The sequence below is a fragment of the Phytohabitans kaempferiae genome, assembly GCF_042433955.1.
GTDB classification, from domain to species: domain Bacteria; phylum Actinomycetota; class Actinomycetes; order Mycobacteriales; family Micromonosporaceae; genus Phytohabitans; species Phytohabitans kaempferiae.
This window is the reverse complement of the sequence record NZ_JBHLUH010000005.1, coordinates 1-20,452: the sequence shown is the minus strand read 5'-3', so window position 1 is coordinate 20,452 and position 20,452 is coordinate 1. Positions and strand designations below refer to the sequence as shown.

General features: G+C 71.0%; 15 protein-coding genes and 2 pseudogenes. 13 read left to right on the top strand and 4 right to left on the bottom strand.

Annotated elements, in window-relative coordinates; all coding sequences use genetic code 11:
* Positions 1–55: 55 nt before the first annotated feature.
* Genes zwf through tkt form a run of 4 tightly spaced genes read right to left on the bottom strand, consistent with a single transcriptional unit; the run spans position 56 to position 6,468 of the window.
* Positions 56–1,573, bottom strand: coding sequence for a glucose-6-phosphate dehydrogenase (gene zwf, locus ACFFIA_RS04510; RefSeq protein WP_377245783.1), 1,518 nt, complete (start codon positions 1,571–1,573; stop codon positions 56–58).
* A 12-nt stretch (positions 1,574–1,585) separates the two neighbouring features.
* On the bottom strand, positions 1,586–3,199 hold the full coding sequence (locus tag ACFFIA_RS04505) for a phosphoglucose isomerase-related protein (RefSeq protein ID WP_377245780.1): 1,614 nt from the start codon (positions 3,197–3,199) through the stop codon (positions 1,586–1,588).
* On the bottom strand, positions 3,192–4,304 hold the full coding sequence (gene tal, locus ACFFIA_RS04500) for a transaldolase (protein ID WP_377245777.1): 1,113 nt from the start codon (positions 4,302–4,304) through the stop codon (positions 3,192–3,194). Before tal ends, ACFFIA_RS04505 begins: the two co-directional genes overlap by 8 nt.
* 31 nt (positions 4,305–4,335) lie before the next feature.
* Complete coding sequence (gene tkt / locus ACFFIA_RS04495; RefSeq protein WP_377245774.1) at positions 4,336–6,468, bottom strand: transketolase; 2,133 nt, start codon at positions 6,466–6,468, stop codon at positions 4,336–4,338.
* 255 nt (positions 6,469–6,723) lie between these two features.
* Between tkt and ACFFIA_RS04490 the strand changes: the two genes are divergently transcribed.
* The 13 genes and pseudogenes from ACFFIA_RS04490 to ACFFIA_RS04430 all read left to right on the top strand — a co-directional run.
* Positions 6,724–7,725 (top strand): heme o synthase, encoded by a 1,002-nt coding sequence (locus tag ACFFIA_RS04490; protein ID WP_377245771.1) that lies wholly within the window; start codon positions 6,724–6,726, stop codon positions 7,723–7,725.
* A 220-nt stretch (positions 7,726–7,945) separates the two neighbouring features.
* Positions 7,946–8,281: a hypothetical protein gene (locus tag ACFFIA_RS04485; RefSeq protein WP_377245768.1), complete on the top strand. Its 336-nt coding sequence runs from the start codon at positions 7,946–7,948 to the stop codon at positions 8,279–8,281.
* A 10-nt stretch (positions 8,282–8,291) separates the two neighbouring features.
* Positions 8,292–9,200: an ATP-grasp domain-containing protein gene (locus ACFFIA_RS04480; RefSeq protein ID WP_377245765.1), complete on the top strand. Its 909-nt coding sequence runs from the start codon at positions 8,292–8,294 to the stop codon at positions 9,198–9,200.
* A 72-nt stretch (positions 9,201–9,272) separates the two neighbouring features.
* Positions 9,273–12,461 carry a S8 family serine peptidase gene (locus ACFFIA_RS04475; protein ID WP_377245762.1) on the top strand — a complete coding sequence of 1,063 codons (3,189 nt, stop codon included), beginning with the start codon at positions 9,273–9,275 and terminating at the stop codon, positions 12,459–12,461.
* 36 nt (positions 12,462–12,497) lie between these two features.
* Entirely contained in the window at positions 12,498–13,445 is a 948-nt protein-coding gene (locus ACFFIA_RS04470) for a COX15/CtaA family protein (RefSeq protein WP_377246265.1), read from the top strand.
* Positions 13,446–13,675: 230 nt separating this feature from the next.
* Positions 13,676–14,383 (top strand): helix-turn-helix transcriptional regulator, encoded by a 708-nt coding sequence (locus ACFFIA_RS04465; protein ID WP_377245759.1) that lies wholly within the window; start codon positions 13,676–13,678, stop codon positions 14,381–14,383.
* Positions 14,384–14,391: 8 nt separating this feature from the next.
* Positions 14,392–15,798 carry a Fe-S cluster assembly protein SufB gene (sufB, locus tag ACFFIA_RS04460; protein ID WP_377246262.1) on the top strand — a complete coding sequence of 469 codons (1,407 nt, stop codon included), beginning with the start codon at positions 14,392–14,394 and terminating at the stop codon, positions 15,796–15,798.
* Positions 15,799–16,941, top strand: coding sequence for a Fe-S cluster assembly protein SufD (gene sufD / locus ACFFIA_RS04455; RefSeq protein WP_377245756.1), 1,143 nt, complete (start codon positions 15,799–15,801; stop codon positions 16,939–16,941).
* Positions 16,938–17,285 (top strand): bifunctional 3-phenylpropionate/cinnamic acid dioxygenase ferredoxin subunit, encoded by a 348-nt coding sequence (locus tag ACFFIA_RS04450; RefSeq protein ID WP_377245753.1) that lies wholly within the window; start codon positions 16,938–16,940, stop codon positions 17,283–17,285. The genes sufD and ACFFIA_RS04450 overlap by 4 nt, the downstream gene beginning before the upstream one ends.
* Positions 17,282–18,055 carry a Fe-S cluster assembly ATPase SufC gene (sufC, locus tag ACFFIA_RS04445; RefSeq protein WP_377245750.1) on the top strand — a complete coding sequence of 258 codons (774 nt, stop codon included), beginning with the start codon at positions 17,282–17,284 and terminating at the stop codon, positions 18,053–18,055. The genes ACFFIA_RS04450 and sufC overlap by 4 nt, the downstream gene beginning before the upstream one ends.
* A gap of 87 nt (positions 18,056–18,142) precedes the next feature.
* Positions 18,143–19,432 carry a cysteine desulfurase gene (locus ACFFIA_RS04440; protein ID WP_377245747.1) on the top strand — a complete coding sequence of 430 codons (1,290 nt, stop codon included), beginning with the start codon at positions 18,143–18,145 and terminating at the stop codon, positions 19,430–19,432.
* Positions 19,432–19,887 (top strand): annotated as a pseudogene (gene sufU, locus ACFFIA_RS04435) (Fe-S cluster assembly sulfur transfer protein SufU); the annotation flags it as partial. The gene ACFFIA_RS04440 and the pseudogene sufU, both read left to right, overlap by 1 nt.
* A 110-nt stretch (positions 19,888–19,997) precedes the next feature.
* Positions 19,998–20,321, top strand: a pseudogene (locus tag ACFFIA_RS04430) (metal-sulfur cluster assembly factor); the annotation flags it as partial.
* Positions 20,322–20,452 lie beyond the last annotated feature (131 nt).

Here is a 20,452-nt window from a genome sequence, read left to right as displayed (position 1 = left end):
GTCGCTCGGCGCTCGTCCGCCGTCGTGGTCGAGACCGTAGCCTCGCGACTCCCGCTCATGCCCGCCTCCAGTGGCGGCCCTCCCGGGCCAGCATCTCGTCGGCCGCCCGCGGCCCCCACTCGCCGGCCCGGTACGGCTCCGGCTTGGTGTCCCGCCACGCCTCTTCCATCGGGTCGACCACGTGCCAGCTCTGCTCCACCTCGGCGGCGTCCGGGAAGAGGGTCCGGTCGCCGATCAGCACGTCGAGGACCAGCCGCTCGTACGCCTCCGGGCTCTGCTCGGTGAACGCCTCGCCGTACTGGAAGTCCATCGCGATGTCGCGCAGCTCCATCGTGGTGCCGGGCACCTTGGAACCGAACTTCAGCACGACGCCCTCGTCCGGCTGCACGCGGATGACCAGCTGGTTGTGCCCGAGCGCCTCGACGTCGGCCGGGTTGAACGGCAGGTGCGGCGCCTTCTTGAACAGCACCGCCACCTCCGTCACCCGCCGAGGCAAGCGCTTGCCCGCGCGGATATAAAAAGGTACCCCCGCCCAGCGACGGTTCTGGATGCCGAGGCGCACCGCCACGTATGTTTCCGTGGTGGAGTCTTCCGGCACGCCGTCCTCGTCGAGGTAGCCCTTGGCCCGCTCGCCGCCGACCCAGCCCTGGAGGTACTGCCCGCGCACCGTGCCCTCGTGGATGTCGCTCGGCAGGCTGATCGCGCGCAGCACCTTGAGCTTCTCGGCCCGGATCTCGCTGGCGTCGAAGCTGGTCGGCTCTTCCATCGCGACCAGCGCGAGCAACTGGAGCAGGTGGTTCTGCAGCACGTCGCGGGCGGTGCCGGTGGCGTCGTAGAAGCCGGCGCGCGTGCCGATGCCCACGTCTTCGGCCATCGTGATCTGCACCGAGTCGACGTACTTGGAGTTCCACACCGGCTCGAACAGGGAGTTGGCGAAGCGCAGAGCCATGATGTTCTGCACCGTCTCCTTGCCCAGGTAGTGGTCGATGCGGAACACGTCCTGGCCGGTGAACACGTCGTCGACAAGGTCGTTGAGCGCCTTGGCCGAGGTGAGGTCGGTGCCGAACGGCTTCTCCACCACCACGCGCCGCCAGCCGCCGCACTTCTCGTTGTCGGCCATGCCGGTGCGGGCGAGCTGCTTGAGCACGGTGGGGAAGGCGGCCGGGGGAATCGAGAAGTAGAACGCCGCGTTGCCGCCGATGCCGTGCGTGTCGCGCAGCTCGTTGAGCGTGCGGTCGAGCTTGTCGAAGGCCGCGTCGTCGTCGAACGCCCCACCGACGAACTTCATGTTGCCGGAGAGGCGGGCCCACACCTCCTCGCGCCACGGCGTGCGCGCGTGTGCCTTGGCCGCGTCGTACGCCACCTGCTCGAACGTGCCATGGTCCCAGTCGCGGCGGGCGAAGCCCAGCACCACGAAACCGGGCGGCAGCAGCCCGCGGTTGGCCAGGTCGTAGACGGCCGGGAGCAGTTTCTTGCGTGCCAGGTCGCCGGTCACCCCGAAGATCACCAGAGCGCAGGGCTCGGGGATCCGCGGCAGCCGCCGGTCCTGGGGATCGCGCAACGGATTACCCACGGGACTATCCTTTCAGTTCCCTAGGGACCGGGCAGCGTCCAACAACTGAACGATGCCCGACGCCCGGTCCGTCAGGTGGAGGCGGATGACCGGACGCCCGCGACGCACCAGCGCCTGCCGGTCGCCGGCGGCTTGAGCCGCCTGGAGCTGGCCAAAGGTGTACGGCCGGCCGGGCACCGCCAAGTCGGCAGCCACCGCGCCGGTGATCTGGAGGAACGCGCCGAGTGGCGGCCCGTCCTTGTGGTACAGCGAGGTCGAGTGCAGGAAGCGCGGCCCCCAGCCGAAGGTGACCGGGCGCCGGGCCATCGCCGCGAGCAGCGGCCGCACACCGGCGAGCGCGGCGTCGGCGTGCCGGTCGAGGTAGGCCATCACCGCGAGGTACCCGGTGGGGCGGGCATCGAGCAGCACGGCGCTGAGCGCACCGGCGAGCGTGGAGGTGCCGGTGCCGTAGACCTCGATCGCGCCCTCGACGAAGGAGGGCTGCTCCACCGGGGGGCCGGAGGCCAGGATCTGGGCGGCGTTGTCCTTGGAGTCGCTCTTGCTGGGCAGGCTGAGCGGGTCGACCCCGATCACCCGGCCGGCGAGGGCGGTGGCGAACTCCCAGGTCAGGAACTGGGCGCCGAGCGGGCCGTTGACCGCGACGTCGGGGAGTACACCGCCGCCGGGCACCGCGCCGGCCGGCAGCGAGCCGCCCAGCGTCACGGTGAGCACGTCGGCGCCGTCGACCGGTGCCCCCGGCGATTCGAGCACCACCGGCAACATGCCGGTGCCCTCCTTGCCGGTCGACTCGGCGAGCAACTGCTCGGCCCATTCGTCGAGGCCGACGATGCCGGTGCCGTCCGGTACCAGGGCGATCTTGTCTTTGCCCGACGAGGTGGCCGCACCGAGTGCGGCGCCCAGCGCGAGCGCCGGGTTGTCGCCCCCCAGGGCGAGCGTGGGCAGCAGCTCCTCGGCCTGGTCGAGCAGCTCGGCCACGTCGACACCGGCCAGAGCCGCGGGTACGAGGCCGAACGCGGTCAGCGCCGCGTAGCGCCCGCCCACCTCCGGGTCGGCGAGCACCACGGTCGCGCCCATCTCGCGGGCGACCTCCTCCAGCGGCGAGCCGGGGTCGGTCACGATCACGAAGTGCCGCCCCGCCTCGGCCGGGGTCAGCCCCGCGTCGAGGAAGGCGCCGAGGTAGGCGCGGCGCACGCTGTCGGTCTCGATCGTGGTGCCGGACTTGCTGGAGACCACCACCACCGTGCGTTCGAGCCGGTCGGAGATGGCCCTGCCGATCTGACCCGGGTCGGTGGTGTCGAGCACGGTGAGCGGGCGGCCGAGCGTACGGGTGATCACCTCGGCGGCGAACGCCGAGCCGCCCATCCCGGCGAGCACCACGCGGTCGAGGTCAGCCAGCTCCTCCTTCAGCTCGGCGAGCAGGGGGAGGAGCTGGCGGCTGCGGCGGTGCGTGTCGATCCAGCCCAGCCTGATCCTGGCTTCCGCCTCCGCGTCGGGCCCCCAAAGCGTGGGGTCCTTCCGCACGAGGAGCCCGGGGACTCCGTCCTTGACGAGGGCCGCCCGGGCCGCGGCGCCAACGGCGTCCGCGCCCCAGACGGCCAGCCCCGCGGCCGCCTCGACTTCACGCATCGGTGGCATTGGAAAGCTGGTTCTCCACGGTCTGCAACAGCTCCACCCAGCTCGCCTCGAACTTCTCCACGCCCTCGCGCTCCAGGGTCTCGACCACGTCGTCGTACTCGATGCCGAGCTTGGCGAGGTCGTCGAGCACCTTGCGGGCGTCGTCGTACAAGCCGGTCACGGTGTCACCGCGGGTCTCCCCGTGGTCCGCGTACGCGTGGATGGTCGGCTCCGGCATCGTGTTGACGACGCCGGGGGCGATCATCTCCTCGACGTAGATGACGTCCCGGAAGTCCGGGTTCTTCGTCGAGGTGGATGCCCACAGTGGACGCTGCGGGTGCGCGCCCGCGTCGGCCAGCGCCTGCCAGCGGTCGGAGCTGAAGACCTCGGTGTACCGCTCGTACGCCAGGCGGGCGTTGGCGATCGCCGCCTTGCCCTTGAGTGACTTGGCCTCCTCCGACCCGATCTTGTCGAGCCGCTTGTCGACCTCGGTGTCGACCCGGGAGACGAAGAACGACGCCACCGAACCGATCTTGGTGAGGTCGTGCCCGTTGGCCCGCGCCTGCTCCAGGCCGGAGAGGAACGCGTCCATCACCTCGGTGTACCGCTGGAGCGAGAAGATCAGCGTGACGTTGACACTGATGCCCTGCGCGAGCGTCGCGGTGATCGCCGGCAGGCCCGCGCGGGTCGCCGGGATCTTGATGAAGAGGTTGGGGCGGTCGACCAGCCACCACAGCGACTTCGCCTCGGCGATGGTCTTCTCGGTCTCGTGCGCCAGGCGTGGGTCGACCTCGATCGACACACGCCCGTCGACGCCCCCGGAAGCCTCGTACGCCGGCTTCATCACGTCGGTCGCCCACCGCACGTCGTACGTGGTCAGCATGCGCACCGCCTCTTCGACGGAGACCCCGCGCAGGGCGAGGTCGCGCACCTGCCAGTCGTACGCGTGGGCGTCGCCCAGCGCCTTCGCGAAGATGGTCGGGTTGGTGGTCACGCCCACCACGTGCTTCTCGCGGCGCAGCTGGTCGAGCCCACCGGACTCCAGCCGCACCCTCGACAGATCGTCGATCCACACCGCCACGCCGGCAGCGGACAGTTCACCAAGCCGGTCAGTCATGAATACCAATCTCCCTCAGTCGCCCGTCTGCTTAGTTTCCGGTGGTTGAGCCGGTGATTGCGCCGACCCTCGCGAGCGAGGCGTGTGCGGCGGCCACCACGCGGTCGGCCGTGAAGCCGAACTGCTCGAACAGCACCTGGTAGGGCGCGCTTGCCCCGTAATGCTCGATGCTCACAGCCTCGCCGCAGTCACCGATCAGATCGCGCCAGGACATCGCGATCGCGGCCTCGACGCTCACCCGCGCTCGTACGCCACGGGGGATCACCGACTCGCGGTATGCCTCGTCCTGCTCGCGGAACCACTCCTGGCACGGCATCGACACCACGCGCGCCGGCGTGCCGTCGGCCTCCAGGCGCTCCCGCGCGGTGAGCGCGAGCTGCACCTCGGAACCGCTGGCGATGATGATCACCTGCGGCTGCCCGTCGGACGCGTCGGCCAGTGTGTAGCCGCCCTTGGCGACGCCCTCGGCGCTCGCCACGACGCCGCGGTCGAGGACCGGCAGCGCCTGCCGGGTCAGCGCCAGGGCGGTGGGACGGTCGGTGTGCTCCAGCGCCAGCCGCCACGCCACCGAGGTCTCGTTGGCGTCGGCCGGGCGGACCACATCGAGGCCGGGGATCGCGCGCAGTGCCGACAGGTGCTCGATCGGCTGGTGCGTCGGGCCGTCCTCGCCGAGGCCGATGGAGTCGTGCGTCCAGACGTAGATGGCCGGCAGCTTCATCAGCGCGGCCAGCCGTACGGCCGGGCGCATGTAGTCGCTGAAGACCAGGAAGGTGCCGCCGTACGGGCGGGTACCGCCGTGCAGCAGGATGCCGTTGAGGATGGCGCCCATCGCGTGCTCGCGGATGCCGAAGTGCAGCGTGCGGCCGTAGATGTTGCCGGGGAACTCCTTGGTCGCGTGCTCCGGCGGGACGAACGAGGGCTCGCCCTTCATCGTGGTGTTGTTGCTCTCGGCCAGGTCGGCCGAGCCGCCCCACAGCTCGGGCAGCACCGGCGCGAGCGCGGAGAGGATCTTGCCGGAGGCGGCCCGGGTCGCGACACCCTTGGGGTCCGCCGGAAACTCCGGCAGCGCCTCGGTCCAGCCATCCGGGAGAGAACGGTTGGCCAGCCGGTCGAAGAGGGCCTTGCGCTCGGGGTTGGCGGCGGCCCAGGCGTCGAACTTCTCCTGCCACGTGGCGCGCGCCGTGCGGCCCCGGTCGACCACCTCGCGGGCGTGGGCGAGCACCTTCTCGTCCACCGCGAACGACGAGTCCGGGTCCAGGCCGAGCAGCTTCTTGGTGGCGGCGACCTCCTCGGCGCCGAGGGCCGAGCCGTGCGACTTGCCGGTGTTCTGCTTGGTGGGCGCGGGCCAGGCGATGATGGTGCGCAGCGCGATGAACGAGGGACGCTCGGTCTCCGCCCGCGCCGCCTCGAACGCGGCGAACAGCGCCTGCACGTCCTCGTTGTACTCGCCCTCGTCGGCGTGGTGGCCGCCGCGCCAGTCGACGGTCTGCACGTGCCAGCCGTACGCCTCGTAGCGCTTGGCGATGTCTTCGCTCTTGGCGATCCTGGTGTCGTCTTCGATCGAGATCTCGTTGTCGTCCCAGAGCAGGATCAGGTTGCCCAGCTTCTGGTGGCCGGCGAGCGCGCCCGCCTCGTGGCTGATGCCCTCCTCGAGGTCGCCGTCGGAGGCGAACGCCCAGATGTGGTGGTCGAAGGGGGACTGGCCCGGCTCGGCCTCCGGGTCGAAGAGGCCCCGCTCACGCCGTGCCGCGAACGCCATGCCGACCGCGTTGCCCACGCCCTGGCCGAGCGGGCCGGTCGTGGTCTCGACGCCGGGGGTGTGGCCGTGCTCGGGGTGACCCGGTGTGAGCGAGCCCCACTGCCGCAGCGACTTGAGGTCGTCGAGGCTCAGCCCGTAGCCGGATAGGTAGAGCTGGATGTAGAGGGTGAGGCTGGAGTGACCCATGGACAGCACGAAGCGGTCCCGGCCCGGCCACTGTGGATCCGTCGGATCATGACGCAGCAGCTTGTTGAACAGCAGATACGCCGCCGGTGCCAGGCTCATCGCGGTGCCGGGGTGGCCGTTGCCGGCCTTTTCCACGGCGTCCATGGCCAGGGCCCGTACGGTGTCGACCGCTTTGCGGTCGAGCTCGGACCAGGTCAGTGAAGCTTCGTTCGCGGTCACGATTTGTGCTCCTCGGCAATGCGGCAACCCTCTTGCGATGACCCTATCTACCCGTGCTAAACGTGCGCGGGGTGACCGGCCGACGCGTGAGACGGCGAGCTGTGACCGGGCGCACGTGCCGTCTCATCTACGTGGGGTCGTAGTAGGTGGCGTTCTGCCAGCGCGTACCCTGTCGGTCGGCGCCGTTGACCTTGCCGGATCACCGCGTCGCAGAGCCGCCCGCAGAGCCGCGCGCCCCGCGCCGACGCCCGGAAGGTGACCCACCACGTGAGTACGATCACCGAGCGCCCCCACCCGCCGGCCACCGCCCGGCCGCTGGTGCCGGTCGCCCCGCGCGACCTGGTACCGCCCCGGCAGCGCGTGCGCGCGGGCGACGTGCTCGCGGTGATCAAGGCGTACGTGGCGCTGACCAAGCCGCGCATCGTCGAGTTGCTGCTCGTCACCACCGTGCCGGCGATGATGCTCGCCGCCGGTGGCATCCCGTCGCTGTGGCTTGTCGCCGTCGTGCTGGTCGGCGGCTCGCTCGCGGCGGGCGCGGCCAACGCGCTCAACTGCTACATCGACCGCGACATCGACCAGGTCATGAAGCGCACCTCGCGACGCCCGCTGCCGGCGCACCGGGTCTCGCCCCGCAGCGCGCTGGTCTTCGGCCTGGTGCTGGGCGTGGTGTCGGTGTCGCTGATGGCCGCGTTCACCAACTGGCTCGCCACCGGGCTCACCCTGGCGGCGATCGTCTACTACGACGTGGTCTACACGCTGTGGCTCAAGCGGAGCACGCCGGCCAACACGTTCTGGGGCGGTGTGTGCGGGTCCGCGCCGGTGCTGATCGGCTGGGCCGCGGTGACCGGCGGGCTCTCGGCCACCGCGTGGGGGCTCTTCGCCGTCGTCTTCTTCTGGCAGATGCCGCACTTCTACGCGCTGGCCATCCGGTTCCGGGCCGACTACGCCCGCGCCGGCATCCCGATGCTGCCGGTGGTCGCCTCGCAGCGCCGGGTCAACGTGGAGATCGTGCTCTTCAGTTGGCTCACCGTCGCGGCCTCGGTCGCGGTCTGGCCGCTGGGCCGGGAGGCGTTCGGGCTCGGCCCGATCTACGTGCTGGTCGCGCTGCTCACCGGCGCGCTGCTGCTGCGCGAGTCGCACGCGCTCGTGGGGCGGGCGCGGCGCGGGGAGCAGATGCGCCCGATGCGGCTGTTCCACTGGACGATCACCTACCTGACGATCCTTTTCATCGCGGTGGCCGTCGACGCCCTGGTCTGAGTGACCGTTTCGAGGCTTTCGATCCGTGAAACGCCGGATTTGCCGGACGGTCGATCAAGCCCTTGAATAGTGTCCTTTTTGTCCGCGCCTATTGCCATGATTTAAGGCGATAAGTCGGGCGAAACGACAAGGATACGGGGTTTAAACGTCGGGTAATTGGCATCACAAAAGAACGCGAGAGGGACGTCGAGTGCCCCGTGATCTGCTTACGCTCGATCACATGGCAGATGGTTCCGATACCAACATGACCGCTGGTCCGACAGCCACGGCGCAGGCCTCCAGCGGCCTCGTCGCGGGTATCCGGGCTTTCGCCGCCGGACACGGCGGCGCGAAGGCGGTCATCGAGTACGTCGGCAAGCGGGGCGCCCGGATCGTTCTCGTCGGGGGTGACGGAGAGTGGGCGGACCAGTTCGCCGACGCCACCGACGTAGCGCGCCAGGCGTGCGCCAAGGCGGGCGTCGAGGTGGAAAACGAGTGGGAGCGCGAGCTGATGGACCAGATGCGCCCGAGCAATGACCTGTGGAGGTCGATGGGCCGGCGGTCACTCGCTCGCTGAGATACATCTCGTGGACGAAAACTCTGTCCCAGCGACCCGGGAGCGATCCCGGGTCGCTCTCGTTACCTGCGGCCAGATCACCGCCCTCGACCCGGACGACCGGCTGGTCATCCCGGAGCTGAGCCGGCGGGGCATCACCGCCGCGCCCGTCGTGTGGGACGCGCCAGACGTCGACTGGGCCGCCTTCGACCTGGCCGTGCTCCGCTCGGTGTGGGACTATCCGCCGCGCCGCGACGAGTTCCTTGCCTGGGCGGCCAAGGTGCCCCGCCTGGCCAACCCCGCCGACGTCATCACCTGGAACACCGACAAGCGCTACCTGCGCGACCTCGCCCTCGCCGGCGTGCCCGTCGTGCCCACCACCTGGGTCGAGCCGGGCAGCGCGTGGCGGCGGCCGCCGGGCGGAGATGTCGTGATCAAGCCGGCCGTCGGCGCGGGCAGCCTCGACAGCGGGCGGTACGACCTCGGCCGGGCCGAGCACCGCGACCTCGCCACCGCGCACGTGGCCCGCCTCCTCGCCGCGGGGCGGCGGGTCATGGTGCAGCCGTACCTGGCCGCCGTGGACACGTACGGGGAGACCGCGCTCACCTTCCTCGCCACCGGCGGCGAGCTGGTGTTCAGCCACGCGATCCGCAAGAACGCGATGCTGACCGGGCCGCACGAGCGCGTCGATGGGCTCTACAAGGAGGAGTCGGTCCGCCCGCGCAGACCGATCGACGCCGAGCTCGACATCGCGCGGCAGGCGCTCGCGGCGGTGCCCGGTGGCGCCGAACGCCTCGTCTACGCGCGGGTCGACCTGATTCCCGGCCCCGACGACCTGCCGGTGCTGGTCGAGCTGGAGCTCACCGAGCCATCCCTCTTCCTGGGGACGGCCGACAGCGCGCCGGAGCGCTTCGCGGAGGCGATCGCCGCCCGCCTGTGAGGCTCGCCTCGCGCCCTCCGCCGATCACGCGTATAGTCATCCATCGATGTCCGTTTCGGTGGAGGTGACATAGTGCGGCGGGTTATTGGCCAAGCGGCGGCACTTGTGGTGCTGTGCGGGGCTGTCGGTGTCGTACCCGCTGTCGCTGAAGGGGAGACGGCGCCCGCGCCGCTCGCGGGCGTCGCGTCGCGCGGGGTCACGTTGGTCTCCGGCGACCGGGTGACCGTGACGGCGGGCGACAAGGCGTCGGTGCGGCCGGCGCCCGGGCGCGAGGCGATGCCCTTCGTGACCCGGCGGGACGGCGGCCACATCCACGTCATCCCCGCCGACGCGCTGCCGCTGCTCCGGGCCGGCGATCTCGACCCGCGGCTGTTCGACGTGACGACGCTGCTGGAGTACGGCTACGACACGCGGGCCGAGCTGCCGCTGATCGTGGCGTACGCCAGCGACGACGAACGGGCCCGGGTCGGCGAGCGCGTGGCCGAGGGCGGCGCCACCGTGCGGCGCGAGCTGCCCGCGGTCGACGCGCTGGCGGTCGCGGCCGAGGCGGAGCGGCTGGCCACGTTCTGGGGCACGTTCACGGTCGGCGGGCCGGCGGAGCGGCGGCTCACCGTGGGCGTCGACACGATCTGGCTCGACGGCCTGCGCCAGCCCGCGCTCGCCGAGAGCGTGCCGCGGGTGGGGGCGCCGGAGGCGTGGGCGGCCGGCTACGACGGCACCGGCGTGACGGTGGCCGTGCTCGACAGCGGCATCGACGCGACCCATCCGGCGCTGGCCGGGCGGGTGACCGGCCAGCGAAACTTCACCGAACAGAACGAGGACGACAAGGACCGCAGCGGACACGGCACGCACGTGGCGTCCACTGTGGCCGGTAGCGGCGGCGTGGCCCCGGGCGCCAGGCTGCTGGACGGCAAGGTCTGCGTGGTCGGCGGATGCGCGGAGTCGTGGATCCTCGCCGGCATGGAGTGGGCCGCGGCCGAGGGCGCCGAGGTCGTCAACCTCAGCCTCGGCGGCCCGGACACGCCCGGCCTCGACCCGGTCGAGGAGGCGGTGGGCACGCTGACCGCCACGCACGGCACGCTCTTCGTGGTCGCCGCCGGCAACGTGCCCGGCGCGGGCACGATCGCGTCGCCGGCCGGCGCCGACGCCGCGCTCGCGGTCGGCGCGGTCAGCAAGAGCGACGCGCTGGCCGGCTTCTCCAGCCGTGGGCCGCGTGCCGACGGCGCGATCAAACCGGACATCACCGCGCCGGGCGTGGACATCGTCGCCGCCCGCGGCGCCGACTCCGGCCTGCCCGGCGAGACCGGGACGAGCCTTTCCGGTACCTCCATGGCCGCCCCGCACGTGGCCGGCGCCGCCGCCATCCTCGCCCAGCAGCACCCCGACTGGACGCCGGCGCGGCTCAAGGGCGCGCTGATGACCTCCGCACGCCCCCGGACCGGAGACGTGTTCGCCGAGGGAGCCGGGCGCCTCGACGTGGCGCGGGCGGTCGCGCGGACGCTCACCGCGAGCCCGGCCAGCCTCAGCTTCGGCCGCCTCGCCTGGCCACACGCGGACGACGAGCCGGTCACCCGCACCGTGGCACTGCACAACGACGGCTCCGCCGCCCTCGACCTCGACCTCGCCGTGGACGGCCCCGGGACCTTCACGGTCTCGCCGCCGTCGGTCACCGTCCCTCCCGGTGGGGCGGCCGAGGTGACGGTCACCGCGGACGGGCGGACCGAGGGGCCGGACGGCATGCTCACCGGGCACCTCGTGGCGGGCGACCTCCGGCTGCCGCTCGCCGTCGACCGCGAGGTGGAAAGCTACGACGTGACCGTGTCGCACGTGGGGCGGGACGGGGCGGACGCGGACGGATACGTGACCGTGCTCGCCTCCGCCGACGGCACCATCGCCCGCAACCTGCCCGCCTCCGCCGGCACCGTCACCACGCGGCTCCCCAAGGGGCGGTACACGCTGCTCAGCGCGATCACCGGGCCGGACGGCACCGGCTACGCCACCACCGTCGTCGGTCAGCCCACGCTCGACGTGGCCGGCGCGACCGCGGTGACCGTCGACGCGCGCCAGGGCGCACCGCTCTCGGTGACGGTGCCGAGGGCCGACGCGGTGCAGGAGTTCGCCGAGGTGGCCGCCATCACGGTTGGTGCCGGCCGCACGGTCGAGGTGGGCACGCTGGGGCGCTCGTTCGGCGGGCTCTACACGGCCGGGATCGGGGGCACCGGCGCCGGCTTCGTCAACCGGGTCGCGGCCGCGTACGGCTTCGACGGCGGCGCGTACCTGCTCGGCTGGCTCACCGAGGAGCGCATGCCCACCGGCTTCGGCCGTACCGTGACCGGCGCCGACCTGGCCACCGTCCGCGCGGATCACGGTCACGAGGCCGCGGGTACGACCGGGCAGAAGATGGCCTGGCCGGTGCTGCCCGGCACGGTGATGGGCGGCTTCGCCCACGCGATGCCGGTCGACCTGCCCTCGGCGCGGACCGAGTACTACAACACCGAGGGACGCGTGCGGTGGTTCCGCTCGTTCGACGAGATGACCGCCGACCAGTACGTCACGTCCACGGTCGCTCCGCCGGCCATCTACCGCCCCGGGCAGGCGTACCAGGAGCAGTGGAGCCGCGGGGTCTTCGGCCCGACGGTGGCCTCCCCGGCGTACGAGCACCAGTGGGTGACCCGCCGAGGCGACACGCTCCTGGTGCTCGCCCCCCTGTACGGCGACGGTGCCGGACGGGCCGGCTACTCGTCGATCGCGGCCGGACAGATCACACTCTCCCGAAACGGGGAGGTGGTCGCCTCGGTCGAGGAGCTGACCGGCGAGTTCGAGGTCCCCCCGGAACCGGCCGACTACCGGCTGGAGATGAGTGCCGAGCGGAGCGGCCCGGCGACGCTCTCGACCAGGGTGAGCGTGGCATGGACGTTCCGCTCCGGGCACGTGGCCGACTCGGTCCGGCTGCCGCTCTCCACGGTGCGGTTCGCGCCACGCGTCGACAGCGAGAACGCGGCGCCGGCCGGGCAGGTCGCGACCATCCCGGTGAGCGTGGTGGCCCAGCCCGACTCGGCGGCCGGCCCCAACACCAGCCTGCGCGTCGAGGTCTCGTACGACGACGGCGTGACCTGGTCGCCCGCGCCGGTGGCGGCCGGGCAGGCGACGGTCGACCATCCGGCCCGCGACGGGTACGTCTCGCTCCGCGCCACCGCCGTCGACTCGGCCGGCAACACGGTCACGCAGACGGTGATCCGGGCGTACAAGCTCGCCGTGTAGGGGGTGTGTCGGGGCGGCGGTGCTCTACTACGTACGATAGTTGCCGTGCTTCGCCGTCTCGCCCTCGCGTCCATCGTCGCCAACGTCGCGATCGTGGGGACCGGCGGCGCCGTGCGGCTGACCGACTCCGGCCTCGGCTGCCCCACGTGGCCGAGGTGCACCGACGAGTCGTACACGACGACCGCCGAGATGGGCATCCACGGCGTCATCGAGTTCGGCAACCGGCTGCTCACCTTCGTCGTGGCCGCCGTTGCGGTGGCCGGCGTAATCGCCGCGTGGCGCCACCGCGGGCGGCGGCGGTGGCTCTCGGTCGCCGTCTTCCTGGGCATCCCCGCGCAGGGCGTGGTCGGCGGCCTCACGGTGCTCACCGACCTCAACCCGTGGGTCGTCGGCCTGCACTTCCTCGCCTCGATGGCGGTGATCGCGCTCGCGTACGCCTTCTGGCGCTCCACCGACCCGCCCGCCGCCGCTCCCTCGCCCGTACCTCCCAAGCTGCGCCCACTGGCCTGGGCGCTCGCCGTGGCCAGCGCGGCGGTGCTCGTGGTCGGCACGTGGGTCACCGGCAGCGGCCCGCACTCCGGCGACCACGGCGCCGCCCGCAACGGCCTCGACCCGGAGACCATCTCCCAGGTCCACGCCGACCTGGTCTTCCTGCTGGTGGGGCTCACGGTCGCGGCGTGGCTGGCCCTGCGCGCGATGGGCCTGCGCGTGGCCGCCAGCGCGGTGGCGGTGCTGCTCGCGGTGGAGCTGGGCCAGGGCGTGATCGGCTTCGTCCAGTACCTCACCGAGCTGCCCGTCATCCTGGTCGGCGCCCACATGGTCGGCGCCTGCCTGGTGTGGCTGGCCACGCTCGCGGCCATGTGGGCCCTGCGCCCGGCCCCGTCACCGGCTGCCTCTTCGCCGGCCGTTCCTTCCGCCGTCACCGCCGCCGCGGAGCCGGCCACGCCGCCCTTCGAGCCGAGCCAGCCCGCCGCCCGCCTGTAGCCCGTCGCGCCGACACCTGGCGCCGCCGCCTCTGGACGTTTTCGCCGCGCTCAGGAGCGCACACCGGCGGACACGAGCGTCCCCGCGATGGCAGCGACCCACGCTCGGCCGGCCGCCGCCGTAAGATCAAGAGTGGCCGCGTGCAATCGGGGGATCGTGCTCACCCCGGTGGGGTGTATCACTCCGACCCGGGTTTGCGAGCAGTAGCGGAAATACGTAACGTGGGCGTTGTGAAAAACGCGGCGGCCCTCCCTGAGCAGCCGGCGGCGGTCGACGGGCGCACCCGTGACCGCGTCGCCCGGCTGTTGCTGGAGCATGGCTCGGCCACCGCGGGCGAGCTCGGTGCCGAGCTGGGGCTCAGTTCCGCCGCCATCCGCAAGCACCTCGACGCCATGCTGGCCGACGGCGTGGTCGTCTCGCGCGAGCGCCCGGTCCGGGGCCACCGCGGTCGCGGTCGTCCGGCTCGGGTCTTCGTGCTCACCGATGCCGGCAAGCAGGATTGCGGCACTCACTTCTACGACGGCATGGCCACCGCCGCGCTGCGCTGGATCGCTCGCACGGGCGGGGAGGCCGCGGTCGCGGAGTTCGCCGCAGAGCAGGTCTCGGGGCTGGAGGCGCGCTGCCGGGCCGCCCTCGAGGGCGCCGGTGCCGATCCTCTCGCGCGGGCGGAGGCGCTCGCCGCCGCCCTGACCGCCGAGGGCTACGCTGCCAACGCGTCCACGATCGCCTCCGGCGGCCAGCTCTGCCAGCACCACTGCCCGGTGGCGCACGTGGCCGCCGAGTTCCCTCAGCTGTGCGAGGCCGAGACGGCGGTCATCTCCCGCCTGATGGGCACCCACGTGCAGCGCCTGGCCACCATCGCGCACGGCGACGGGGTGTGCACCACGCACATCCCGGCGCAACCACGCCACACGACCACGGTGAGGACCAATAGATGACCGAGCAGATGACCCAAGCGGAGCAGCTCGCCGTCCTCGGTAACTACGAGTACGGCTGGGCCGACTCAGACGTCGCCGGCGCCGCCGCCCAGCGCGGGCTCAACGAGGCGGTCGTCCGCGACATCTCGGCGAAGAAGAACGAGCCGGAGTGGATGCTCGACCTGCGGCTCAAGGGCCTGCGGCTGTTCGGCCGCAAGCCGATGCCCGCCTGGGGCGCCGACCTCACCGGCATCGACTTCGACAACATCAAGTACTTCGTGCGTTCGACGGAGAAGCAGGCGGCCACCTGGGACGACCTGCCCGCCGACATCAAGAACACGTACGACAAGCTGGGCATCCCCGAGGCGGAAAAGCAGCGCCTCGTGGCCGGTGTCGCCGCGCAGTACGAGTCCGAGGTGGTCTACCACAAGATCCGTGAAGACCTCGAGGAGCAGGGCGTCGTCTTCCTCGACACCGACACGGCGCTCAAGGAGCACGAAGACCTCTTCAAGGAGTACTTCGGCACGGTGATCCCGGTCGGCGACAACAAGTTCGCCGCGCTCAACACCGCCGTGTGGTCGGGAGGCTCGTTCATCTACGTGCCGAAGGGCGTGCACGTGGAGATCCCGCTCCAGGCCTACTTCCGGATCAACACCGAAAACATGGGGCAGTTCGAGCGGACGCTGATCATCGTCGACGAGGGTGCGTACGTGCACTACGTCGAGGGCTGCACCGCGCCGATCTACTCCTCCGACTCGCTGCACAGCGCGGTGGTCGAGATCATCGTGAAGAAGAACGCGCGCTGCCGGTACACGACGATCCAGAACTGGTCCAACAACGTCTACAACCTGGTCACCAAGCGTGCCGTGGCGCACGAGGGCGCGACCATGGAGTGGATCGACGGCAACATCGGCTCCAAGGTCACGATGAAGTACCCCGCCGTGTACATGACCGGCGACCACGCCAAGGGCGAGGTGCTCTCGGTCGCGATGGCCGGCGAGGGGCAGCACCAGGACGCCGGCGCCAAGATGGTGCACGCCGCGCCCAACACGTCCTCCACCATCATCAGCAAGTCGATCGCCCGGGGCGGTGGCCGCACCTCCTACCGCGGCCTGGTGCAGGTGCTCGAGGGCTCGCACCACAGCAAGAGCACCGTCAAGTGCGACGCGCTGCTGGTCGACACGATCTCCCGCTCCGACACCTACCCGTACGTGGACATCCGCGAGGACGACGTCGCGATGGGCCACGAGGCGACCGTCTCCAAGGTCAGCGAGGACCAGCTCTTCTACCTGATGAGCCGGGGCCTGAGCGAAGACGAGGCGATGGCGATGATCGTGCGTGGCTTCATCGAGCCGATCGCCAAGGAGCTCCCGATGGAGTACGCGCTGGAGCTCAACCGCCTCATCGAACTGCAGATGGAAGGAGCCGTCGGTTAAATGACCGACACCCTCGCCGCACCGCCTCCAAAGACCAAGTCGCAGGCGCTGCGGTCGTACGACGTCGCCGATTTCCCCGCCCTCACCGGCCTGGAGGAGGAGTGGCGCTTCACGCCGCTCAAGCGCCTGCGCGGCCTGACCGGCGAGGTGGTCGGTGGTCCCGCTCCCGCCATCGGGCACACCGGGCTGCCGGCCGGCATCACCGTGTCCACTGTGGATAAGAGCGACCCGCGGATCGGGAGCGTGCTGACTCCGTTCGACCGGATCAGCGCGCTCGCCTACGGCCGCGCCACCACCGCGTCGCTCGTCTCGGTCGCCGCCGACACGGTCCTCGCCGAGCCCGTCGTGCTGCGGGTCGTCGGCGAAGACGCGGGCACGGTGGCGTTCGGGCACACGTTCGTCGAGGTCGGGCGCTTCGCCGAGGCCACGATCGTGCTGGAGCAGACCGGCGCGGTCACGCTCGCCGACAACGTCGAGGTCGCGCTCGCCGACGGTGCCAAGCTCACGTTCGTCACGGTCGCCGACTGGGCCGCCGACGCGGTGCAGGCGCAGCACGTCCGGTTCCGGCTGGGGCGCGACGCCCGCGTGACGCACGTACAGGTCACGCTCGGCGGCGACCTGGTGCGGCAGTTCACCAGCGTCGAGTACACCGAGCGGGGCGGCGAGGCCGAGCTGTACGGGCTCTACTTCGCCGACGCCGGCCAGCACCTGGAGCATCGCCAGCTCGTCGACCACAGCGTGCCCGACTGCCGCAGCTACGTCGGCTACCGGGGCGCGTTGCAGGGCGAGGGCGCGCACACCGTGTGGGTCGGCGACGTGCTGATCCAGGTGCAGGCGACCGGCACCGACACGTACGAGATCAACCGCAACCTCGTCCTCACCGACGGGGCGCGGGCCGACTCCGTACCCAATCTGGAGATCGAGACTGGCGAGGTCGCCGGTGCCGGCCATGCCAGCGCGACCGGGCGATTCGACGACGAGCAGCTCTTCTACCTGATGGCCCGGGGCATCCCGGAGGCCGAGGCGCGCAAGCTGGTCGTGCGGGGCTTCTTCGCCGAGCTGATCAACAAGATCTCCGTCGAGGAGCTGCGCGAGCGGCTCGGCGCCTCGATCGAAGACCGGTTGGCGAAGGCGGGCGCATGATCAAGATCTGCTCGATCGAAGACGTGCCGAAGGGCTCCACGGTGAGCGCCGACGTCGACGGCACGGAGATCGCCGTGGTGCACGCGGAAGACGACAACTTCTACGCGATCCACGACGTGTGCTCGCACGCCGACGTGCCGCTCTCCGAGGGCGAGGTCGACGGCTGCACACTCGAGTGCTGGCTGCACGGCTCCCGCTTCGACCTGCGCACCGGCGAGCCCACCGGGCTGCCGGCCACCGAGCCGGTCCCGGTCTACCCCGTCGAGATCCGCGACGGCGACGTCTATATCCCAGTTGACGAAAATGGCCGCCCTACGCCTAGCAATGGAGTACACCCGTCATGAGCACCCTGGAGATCCGCGACCTGCAGGTGTCGGTCAAGCTGCCCGAGGGTGAGCTGAAGCCGATTCTCGCCGGGGTCAACCTGACCGTGAAGGCGGGGGAGACCCACGCGATCATGGGGCCTAACGGCTCGGGCAAGTCCACGCTGGCGTACTCGATCGCCGGCCACCCCAAGTACGAGGTCACCGGCGGCACCGTCACCCTCGACGGCCAGGACGTCCTGTCCATGTCCGTCGACGAGCGGGCGCGCGCGGGGCTCTTCCTCGCGATGCAGTACCCGGTGGAGGTCCCCGGCGTCTCGGTGGCCAACTTCCTGCGCACCGCCAAGACCGCGGTCGACGGCGAGGCGCCGAAGCTGCGCACCTGGGCGGCCGAGCTGCGCACCGCGATGGAGCGGCTGCACATGGACCCGGCCTTCGCCCAGCGCAACGTCAACGAGGGCTTCTCCGGCGGCGAGAAGAAGCGGCACGAGATCGTCCAGCTCGAGCTGCTCAAGCCGAAGGTGGCGGTGCTCGACGAGACCGACTCCGGCCTCGACATCGACGCGCTGCGCGTGGTCAGCGAGGGCGTCAACCGCGTGCGCGCGACCGGCGAGACCGGCCTGCTGCTCATCACCCACTACACCCGCATCCTCCGCTACATCCAGCCCGACTTCGTGCACGTCTTCGTGGCCGGGCGGATCGTCGAGGAGGGCGGTCCCGAGCTCGCCGAGAAGCTCGAAGCCGAGGGCTACGAGCGCTACCTGGCAGGGGCCGGTCCGGCCACCGCCTGAGGGGTTACACATGAGCGAGCTTGCGAGCGAATCATCTAACTCAGCGAATTCGTGGCCGCGGGCGGCGAGAGACCGGGAGACCGGATCATGACCATCACGATCCCGGAGGGCATGCCGCAGTTCGGCGACGTGCCGCGCCTCGACGTGGAGAAGGTGCGGGCCGACTTCCCGATCCTGGGTCGGGAGGTCAACGGCCACCCGATGGTCTACCTGGACAGCGGCAACACGTCGCAGAAGCCGCGCCAGGTGATCGACGCGATGCGCACGCACTTCGAGCGGCACAACGCCAACGTGGCCCGCTCGGTGCACCAGGTGGGCACCGAGGCGACGGAGGCGTACGAGGGGGCACGCGGCAAGGTCGCCCGCTTCCTCAACGCCGCCCGCCCCGAGGAGATCGTCTTCACCAAGAACGCGACCGAGGCGATCAACCTCGTGGCGTACGCGATCTCAAACTCGCGGGCCGGGTCGCGCCTGGCCCTCGGCCCCGGCGACGAGATCGTGATCTCCGAGATGGAGCACCACTCCAACATCGTGCCGTGGCAGCTGCTGTGTGAGCGCACCGGCGCGACGCTGCGGTGGTTCCGGGTCAACGACGCCGGGCGGCTCGACCTGGAAGACCTCGACGAGCTGGTCAACGAGCGTACGAAGCTGGTGTCGTACGCGCTGGTCTCCAACGTGCTCGGCACCGTCAACCCCACCTCCGCCATCATCGCGCGGGCGCACGAGGTGGGCGCGCTGGTGCTGCTCGACGCCTCGCAGGCCGTGCCGCACATGCCGGTCGACGTGGCCGACCTGGGCGCCGACTTCCTCGCGTTCACCGGGCACAAGATGTGCGGGCCCACCGGCATCGGCGTGCTGTGGGGGCGGTACGAGCTGCTGGAGGCGATGCCGCCGGTGCTCGGCGGTGGCTCGATGATCGAGACGGTCTCGATGGAGCGGTCGACGTTCGCCGCGCCGCCGGCCCGTTTCGAGGCGGGCACGCCCCCGATCGCCGAGGCCGTGGGGCTTGGCGTGGCCGTCGACTACCTGACCGGTATCGGCATGGAAGCCATCAGGTGGCACGAGAAGGAGCTGACGGCGTACGCGCTGGACGCTCTCTCCACCGTGCCCGGCCTGCGCGTCTTCGGCCCCACGACGCCGGTGGGCCGGGGCGGCACGATCTCGTTCGGGCTCGACGGGATTCACCCGCACGACGTGGGGCAGATCCTCGACTCGCTCGGCGTGGAGGTGCGGGTCGGACACCACTGCGCACGCCCACTCTGTGTGCGCTACGGCGTGCCCGCCATGACCCGTGCGTCGTTCTACCTCTACACGACGGTCGGCGAGGTCGACGCGCTGGTGCGTGGCCTTGAGCAGGTGCGGAAGGTGTTCGACTGATGGAGTTCGAGCAGCTATACCAGGAGATCATCCTGGATCACTACAAGCACCCGCATGGTCGCGGCCTGCGCGAGCCGGGGGCCGGCTCGTCGGTGGGCGAGGCGCACCACGTCAACCCGACCTGCGGCGACGAGGTCACCATCCGGGTGGCCACCGAGGGCGACGTGCTGGCCGACATCTCGTACGACGGCATGGGCTGCTCGATCAGCCAGGCGTCGGCGAGCGTGCTGCACGAGCTGCTGCGCGGCCAGCACGCCGGGCAGGCGTTCAAGATCATGGACGGCTTCGTCGAGCTGATGGGCGGTCGCGGCCAGGTCACGCCCGACGAGGAGCTGCTCGGCGACGGCATCGCCTTCGCCGGCGTGGCCCGCTACCCCGCCCGTGTGAAGTGCGCGTTGTTGCCGTGGATGGCGTTCAAGGACGCCGCGGTGCGGGCCGGTGCGGCCGACTCGCCCGAGTCCGGTTCTGACTCGTCCCCGTCTGGTCCGGCCTCTTCTGGCTCGGCCCCGTCTGGTTCTGGCTCGGCCCCGTCTGGTTCGGAGGTAAAGGCATGAGTGACGTGGCGAAGACAGCTGTCGCGGACGTCGAAGAGGCGATGAAGGACGTCGTCGACCCCGAGCTCGGCATCAACGTGGTCGACCTCGGCCTGGTCTACGGCATCCACGTCGACGACGACAACGTGGCGACGCTGGACATGACGCTCACGTCGGCGGCGTGCCCGCTGACCGACGTGATCGAAGACCAGACGCGGTCCGCGCTGACCACCGGTCCGGGCGGCGGCCTCGTGAAGGACTTCCGCATCAACTGGGTGTGGCTGCCGCCGTGGGGTCCCGACAAGATTACCGACGAGGGGCGTGACCAGTTGCGGGCCCTTGGGTTCAACGTCTGAGCCGGTTGTCCTGACGGGCATCGCGCGAGCCGCGACTGCTTTCGCGCGGCGCGACCGTCCACGGCGGTCGCCCATCTAGCGGTAGTTTGTTGACTTAGGTCCGATTTGAGTTGTAGCTTCAGGTTAGGGTG

Coding starts and splice junctions, on each gene's coding strand:
- ACFFIA_RS04485 (WP_377245768.1), top strand. CDS start 7,946: ATGGCAGATGGTTCCGATACCAACATGACCGCTGGTCCGACAGCCACG.
- ACFFIA_RS04440 (WP_377245747.1), top strand. CDS start 18,143: ATGACCATCACGATCCCGGAGGGCATGCCGCAGTTCGGCGACGTGCCG.
- ACFFIA_RS04450 (WP_377245753.1), top strand. CDS start 16,938: ATGATCAAGATCTGCTCGATCGAAGACGTGCCGAAGGGCTCCACGGTG.
- ACFFIA_RS04505 (WP_377245780.1), bottom strand. CDS start 3,199: ATGCGTGAAGTCGAGGCGGCCGCGGGGCTGGCCGTCTGGGGCGCGGAC.
- sufD (WP_377245756.1), top strand. CDS start 15,799: ATGACCGACACCCTCGCCGCACCGCCTCCAAAGACCAAGTCGCAGGCG.
- sufB (WP_377246262.1), top strand. CDS start 14,392: ATGACCCAAGCGGAGCAGCTCGCCGTCCTCGGTAACTACGAGTACGGC.
- sufC (WP_377245750.1), top strand. CDS start 17,282: ATGAGCACCCTGGAGATCCGCGACCTGCAGGTGTCGGTCAAGCTGCCC.
- tal (WP_377245777.1), bottom strand. CDS start 4,304: ATGACTGACCGGCTTGGTGAACTGTCCGCTGCCGGCGTGGCGGTGTGG.